The 6482-nt window shown below is 63.0% G+C and carries 6 protein-coding genes; all 6 read right to left on the bottom strand.

The features are described from left to right. Positions 1-1262, bottom strand: a 1262-nt coding sequence (locus Q0J60_RS08830) for a glutamate-5-semialdehyde dehydrogenase (protein ID WP_294440670.1), incomplete at its 3' end; no start/stop codon positions are given. Between the two features lie 258 nt (positions 1263-1520). Beyond that, positions 1521-2609, bottom strand: coding sequence for a glutamate 5-kinase (gene proB / locus Q0J60_RS08825; protein WP_294440667.1), 1089 nt, complete (start codon positions 2607-2609; stop codon positions 1521-1523). Next, complete coding sequence (obgE, locus tag Q0J60_RS08820; RefSeq protein ID WP_294440665.1) at positions 2609-4006, bottom strand: GTPase ObgE; 1398 nt, start codon at positions 4004-4006, stop codon at positions 2609-2611. The genes proB and obgE overlap by 1 nt, the downstream gene beginning before the upstream one ends. Positions 4007-4213: 207 nt before the next feature. After that, a complete protein-coding gene (gene rpmA, locus Q0J60_RS08815) occupies positions 4214-4471 on the bottom strand; it encodes a 50S ribosomal protein L27 (RefSeq protein WP_294440663.1) in 258 nt (85 codons plus the stop codon). Positions 4472-4492: 21 nt separating this feature from the next. Then, complete coding sequence (gene rplU, locus Q0J60_RS08810; RefSeq protein ID WP_123208950.1) at positions 4493-4810, bottom strand: 50S ribosomal protein L21; 318 nt, start codon at positions 4808-4810, stop codon at positions 4493-4495. Positions 4811-5050: 240 nt separating this feature from the next. Beyond that, positions 5051-6482 (bottom strand): DNA polymerase (locus Q0J60_RS08805; protein WP_294440659.1); only part of this gene is annotated, 1432 nt, incomplete at its 5' end.

The raw sequence follows: 6482 nt of genomic DNA, 5'->3' as shown, positions 1-6482 counted from the left end.
TTCTGCGTGGAGATGCCGATCTCGGCTCCCAGCCCGAAGCAGCCGCCGTCAGTGAAGCGCGTGGAGGCGTTCACGTAGACCGCCGCGGCGTCTACCTCGTCCAGGAAGCGCGCAGCGGGATCGCCTTCGCCTGCGCAATCAGGGTAATCGGGCGAAACCACGATGCACTCGGAATGCCCGGTGCCGTAGGTGTTGACGTGTTCGATGGCTTCGTCCACGCCACTTACCACATGCACCGCGATGTCCATGGACAGGTATTCCGTCGCCCAATCGTCCTCGGTCGCATCCACGAAGTGCGCAAGCACGGACTCCTCGCCCGCGATGCCCGCGGCGTCGGCCGCCTCGGCGCATGTGCGTGCCACCGCATCGCCATGGATGGTCACGCCGGCGGCCGCAAGCTCGGCAAGCATCTGCGGCAGGAATTCCTTCGCGATTGCCTCATCCACCAGCAGCGTCTCTGCCGCGTTGCACACGCCTACGCGCTGCGTCTTGGCGTTTATCACGATGCGACGAGCCATATAGAACTCAGCGGATTCGTTCACATAGATATGGCAGTTGCCCGTGCCCGTCTCGATGACCGGCACAAGTGAGGTTTCTACGCAATGGCGGATGAGCCCCGCACCGCCGCGCGGCACGAGCACGTCGACGATGCCGCGCAGGCGCATGAGCTCGTCAGTCGCAGCGCGGTCGGTGGAATCGAGCAGGCATACGCAATCGGCGGGAAGCCCTGCCTCTTCAAACGCATCGCGCAGGATGGCGGCGATGGCGCGATTGGAGTTGATGGCCTGCGAACCCCCGCGCAGCACGCACGCGTTGCCCGCGCGCAGGCACGCACCTGCGGCGTCTGCCGTCACATTGGGGCGCGCTTCGTATACCATGGCCACCACGCCAAGCGGCACGGGCACATGCGCGATGCGCAGCACCCCCTCAAGGCCGGGGATGGTCGCCTGGTCGATGGTGCGAACCTCAGTCTGATCAGGCCCGAAGATGTCCGGTGTGGCAGCCTGGGCCCTTAAGCCGTCAGCCATGCCCTTCACACGACCCTCGTCCAGGCGCAGACGGTCGAGCAGACCGGCCGACATCCCAGACGCCTCTCCCGCCTTCATGTCCAAAGCGTTCGCCGCCAGGATCTCATCGCTTCGCTTCTCCAGCGCAGACGCCATCGTACGAACCACTTCGCGCAGACCGTCTTCGCTCACGCCCGTCAGCCTACGGGAGGCCTTTTTGGCCCTCAACGCTAGATTGCGAACGTCTTCCTGCATGCCCATACCGACCCCCATCTCTATCCTGAGAAGATTCCACCCGCGCGCAAAGCCGCCGAAAAACGCAGATGCGGCCCAACAACGCCCGCAGCCGGAAGCCCCTGTGTACTTATATCCCGTCATTTTGACGGTATTTTCGGCCCAGAAAGCGCATTTCACCGTCGAAATGACGGGATAATCGGCGAGCTAACCACCCTTAACGCCGGTCAACCGTCCGAAAGCTGGCAGACGCCCTCGGGTTGACGATGCCGCATCGAGCTACTCGAACACGATGAGCTCATCGCGATGGATAGCGACGTCCTCGCCCGCGCTCATGTTCTGGGCGTCGCAGCGCGCCAGACCGCGCGCTATCACATAGCCCGACGCGTTGAGCACGTCCACCACGTCGCCGGCCACGAACTCGCCGTCGATCTTGCGAATGCCCACCGAAAGCAGCGACTTGCCACGCTCGGTGATGGCCGTCGCCGCGCCGTCATCCACCACGATGCGCCCACGCACCGAATCGCCCAGGGCAATCCACAGCTTGCGGGGCGTGATCTCATGGCGGCACTCCTTGGCAGTGAACAGCGTCCCCAGAGGTTCGTCGTCCAGGGCGCGCACAATCGCGTTATCCGCGCGTCCGTGGCAGATAACCAGCGGAATGCCCGCCGCGCCCAGCACACGCGCGCTGGTGAGCTTGGTAACCATGCCGCCGCTTCCCACCGCGCTGCCCGCACCGGTAGCGCCTTCCATGATGGCGGGCGTGATGCGGTCGACGCGCCTGATGAGCGTCGCGTCGGGGTGGGTCTGAGGGTTCGCGGTAAACAGCCCCTCGATATCGCTCAAAATGACCACGCGATCGGCATCGGCCAAGCAGGCCACCAACGCGGCAAGCGTATCGTTGTCGCCGAACTTGATCTGCTCCACGGAAACGGTGTCGTTCTCGTTCACGATAGGCACCACGCCCAGCTCCACCAGACGGCGGAACGTGTCACGTGCATGCAGATAGGCATTGCGGTCGGCGGTGTCGCGGCGCGTGAGCAGCACGAGCGACGTCAAGATGCCGTAGGGAGAAAATACCTGGTCGTATGCCGCAAGAAGCGCACGCATCCCCACGGATGCCGCCGCCTGCACGGTAGGCATGTGCTTGGGGCGCTTGAGCGGCATGCCCAACGCCTCCAGCCCGCAGGGAATGGAGCCCGAGCTCACGATGATCACGTCCCAACCCGCCTTGCGAGCGCGGTTCACCTGATAGGCCAGATCGGCCAGGTAGGCACGGTCCACGCGCCCCTCGCCGTCGGTCAGCGTGGAGGAGCCCAGCTTGATGACGGCAAGGCGCCTGCCGTCGCGCGATGCGGCGTCACTCATCAGATATCCAACTCCTTGTAGATGTCGTCATGGCCGGCGGACGATTCGAAATCGAACGCACGACCCACGATGCGGACCTCGTCGCCATCGACGGCGCCCGCCTTGATGAGGGCCTTCTCCAGACCCAGGCGATTGAAGCGATGCTGAAGGAACGAGATGGCTTCCTCGTTCTCCCAGTCGGTCTGCACCACCATGCGCTCAATCAGGCCGCCTTCCACGCGGAACACGCCGTCGGAAAGCTTGCGCACATGGAATTCCTTGTCGCGCGCCTCGCGCTTGTGCTCCCAAACCTGGTCGTATTGAATTTCGGCGGCCTGGCGGTCGCGCGCCGCTTCGCGAAGTTCGTGCACCTTGTCGGCAACGGCATGGATAAGCGAATCCACGCCCATGCCCGTAAGCGCGCTTACCTTGAACACACGCGAGTTTTCTTCCACGCTGTCGTCGTACTCGTTGCCGCCGGCAGCGGCGATGGCGTCGCGGCGCACTTCCTCCTCAAGGCGGCGGATAGCGTCCTCGGTACCGGGCACATCGCACTTGTTGGCCACCACGATGCGCGGACGAACGGCCAGCTCGTGGGCGTATAGGGCGAGCTCGCGATTGATGATGCGGTAATCCTCGACCGGATCGCGCCCCTCGTAGCCGCCCGTCATGTCAACCACGTGGATGATAAGCGCGGTGCGCTCGATATGGCGCAGGAACTCATGCCCCAGACCTCGACCCTCGTGCGCGCCCTCGATGAGGCCCGGTACGTCAGCCACGACAAAGTTATATTCGTCGCCCTTGACCACACCCAGGTTAGGCACGAGCGTGGTGAACGGATAATCGGCAATCTTGGGACGGGCGGCGCTCATGCGCGCGATCATGGAGCTTTTGCCCGCCGAGGGCACGCCCACGAGCGCAGCATCGGCCATGAGCTTCATCTCAAGCTCGATCCAGCACTCCTGCGCCGGCTCGCCCAGCTCGGCGAATGCGGGCGCACGACGCGTGGACGTGACGAAGTGGATGTTGCCGCGACCGCCCACGCCACCGCGAGCCACCACCACGCGTTCACCGTCGCGCGTCAGATCGGCGATCAGCTCGCCGGTCTCCTGGGTCTCCTCGTTGTATTCGCGCACCACGGTGCCCATGGGAACCTTCAGGATCAGGTCCTCGCCATTGGCGCCGTGCATGCGGCTGCCCTTGCCGTGCGTGCCGCGCGTGGCCTTGAAGTGGTGCTTGTAGCGGTAGTCAATCAGAGACGACACCGAGGCGTCGGCCTCCAGAATCACGTTGCCGCCGTGGCCGCCGTCGCCGCCGTCCGGGCCACCTTTGGGCACATGAGCCTCACGGCGGAAGCTCATGCAGCCCGCGCCGCCGTCGCCGCCCTTCACGAAAATACGTACTTTATCGGTGAACATACCCGTCCAATCTTTTAGGGTTGCCTTCAATACAGGATGCGAGATGCATGCTTCGGGGTATACGCGCCCGCCTAACCGGCATCGGGCCTGATGCCAAACCTGCGAGCAGCCGGAGCACAGCGCATCGGTTGCGCCGCATTATACGGCATATATGCGAAAGGGCCCGCCACATGGGCGAGCCCTTTCAACCCCTCCAATTGTGCGAGACTATTCAGCCTCGAGCGGACGAACGTGCACCTTGCGCTTCATGCCCTTGGTGAATTCGACCTTGCCCTCGCACAGTGCGAACAGCGTGTCGTCCTTGCCGCGACCCACGTTCTCACCGGGGTGGAAGTGGGTGCCGCGCTGACGCACGATGATGTTGCCAGCGGTCACATGCTCGCCGCCGTACTTCTTAACGCCCAGGCGCTGACCGCGGGAATCGCGGCCGTTGCGGGTAGAACCAAGACCTTTTTTATGAGCCATTTTCTGTACCTACCTTCTGAGTTATTCAGCCATCTTGGCGGAACCGACGCTCTGAATCTGAACGCGGGTCAGGTTCTGACGATGACCGCGCAGACGCTTGTAGTTCTTGCGCTTCTTGAACTTGAAGACCAGCTGCTTCTCGCCCTTGAACTGCTCGAGAACGGTAGCGACGACCTTGGTGTTGGCGGCGTCCTTCACGTCAACCTTGCCGTTGTCAACGACACAGATGGCCTGAAGCTCGACCTGGGAACCGACTTCGGCGTCAAGCTTCTCGATGTTGAGCTTGTCGCCCGGGGCAACCTTATACTGCTTGCCACCAGTTTTCACGATTGCGTACATGAATGCTCCTTGTTTACTCGCAAGGCGATAACTTTTGACGCCGCCGTAGCAAGTCCCTCGCGGGTTCGAATGCACAGCGCGCGTGTATCATCGCACTCTTACTACGCCCCCTTTGGGCGCAACTTGATGTATGGTACCAGAAACTCGCAGCTTTGCAAGAAGAACCTGCAAGTTTCTTGAAATAGGTGCGGTATGGTCAATGAGGACGAATCTGCCGGCTGGAAGGCCGACGGACCCTCCCTAGTGCGCCTCGGCCCAGTTCTTGCCGGCGCTCACCTCCACGATCAGCGGCACCTTGAGCTCTACGACGCCGCTCATGACCTCGCTCACCATGGCCTCCAGGCGATCGAGCTCATCTGCCGGCACGCTGAAGTCGAGCTCGTCGTGCACCTGCAGCATAAGGCGGCTCTTGAAGTCTTCCTCCGCCAGGCGGCGGCGCACCTCGTTCATGGCGATCTTGATGATGTCGGCCGCACTGCCCTGCATGGGGTGGTTCATGGCCGTGCGCTCGCCGAAGCCGCGCTGTGTGGCGTTGCTCGCGCGCAGCTCGGGGATGTGGCGTTTGCGGCCGAACATCGTCACGGCATAGCCGCACTCCTTGGCCTTGCCAACCGTCTCGTCCAAATAGGCACGCACCTGGGTGTGCACCTCAAAGTAGCGGTCGATCATCTCCTGGGCCTCTTTGAACCCAATGCCCAGCGAGCTTGCCAGGCCGAACGCCTGCTGCCCGTACACGATGCCGAAGTTCACGGCCTTTGCACGGCTGCGCATCTGCGGTGTGACCTCTTCCACCGGCACACCGAACACGCGTGCGGCCGTGGCGGCGTGGAAGTCGGCCCCGCTGCAGAACGACTCAATCAGGCTCTCGTCGCCCGAAAGATGCGCAAGCAGCCTGAGCTCGATCTGCGAATAGTCGGCCGAAACGAACAGCTCGCCCTCTTCAAGCGGCACGAAGCATTCGCGGATATGGCGCCCGAAATCGGTGCGCACCGGGATGTTCTGCAGGTTGGGGTCGCTCGAAGAGAGGCGCCCTGTAGTGGTGACGGTTTGGTTGAAACTCGTATGCACGCGCCCGTCGCCCGCCCGCATACGCGGCAGGGCATCGATGTAGGTAGACTTCATCTTGGCCAGCTCGCGGTAGCGCAGCACCTTTTCGGCGATGGGGTGCTTGTCGCGCAGGCCGTTCAAGGTCTTGGCATCGGTGGAGTAGCCGCGCTGGTTCTTCTTGCCCGTGGGCAAGCCCAGCACTTCAAACAGGATATGCGCGAGCTGCTTGGGCGAATCCAGGTTGAATTCCTCCCCCGCCATGTCAATGATCTGCGAGCGGATGTCCTCAATCTCTTCCGTGGTGGCGCGACCCATGCTCGCAAGCGCATCCACATCGATTGCGGCACCCACGCGTTCCATGATAGCAAGCGTCGCTACCAGCGGAAGGTCGATATCCTCATAACAGCGCATGCTGCCATCGGCCTCAAGCGCGTCGATCAGCACCTTGGACAGGCGCGGCGCGACGACCGCGTGCGCGGCCGCCGCCTGGGCCTCCTCCTCGAATTCGGGAAGCGCGCCGCCCAGGTAGGTGTCGCACAGCGGCGCGAAATCGTACTTGGTGGTACCGGAATTCAGCAGGTAGGCGGCAAGGCTTATGTCGAAATAGCGCGCAGCGGCCACATCG

Source organism: uncultured Slackia sp., from assembly GCF_944321625.1.
Taxonomy (GTDB): domain Bacteria; phylum Actinomycetota; class Coriobacteriia; order Coriobacteriales; family Eggerthellaceae; genus Slackia.
This window is presented reverse-complemented; position numbering and strand designations above follow the sequence as displayed.

Excerpts from the sequence above, each read along its gene's own strand:
- proB (WP_294440667.1), bottom strand. The coding sequence starts at position 2,609 with ATGAGTGACGCCGCATCGCGCGACGGCAGGCGCCTTGCCGTCATCAAG.
- obgE (WP_294440665.1), bottom strand. The coding sequence starts at position 4,006 with ATGTTCACCGATAAAGTACGTATTTTCGTGAAGGGCGGCGACGGCGGC.
- rpmA (WP_294440663.1), bottom strand. The coding sequence starts at position 4,471 with ATGGCTCATAAAAAAGGTCTTGGTTCTACCCGCAACGGCCGCGATTCC.
- rplU (WP_123208950.1), bottom strand. The coding sequence starts at position 4,810 with ATGTACGCAATCGTGAAAACTGGTGGCAAGCAGTATAAGGTTGCCCCG.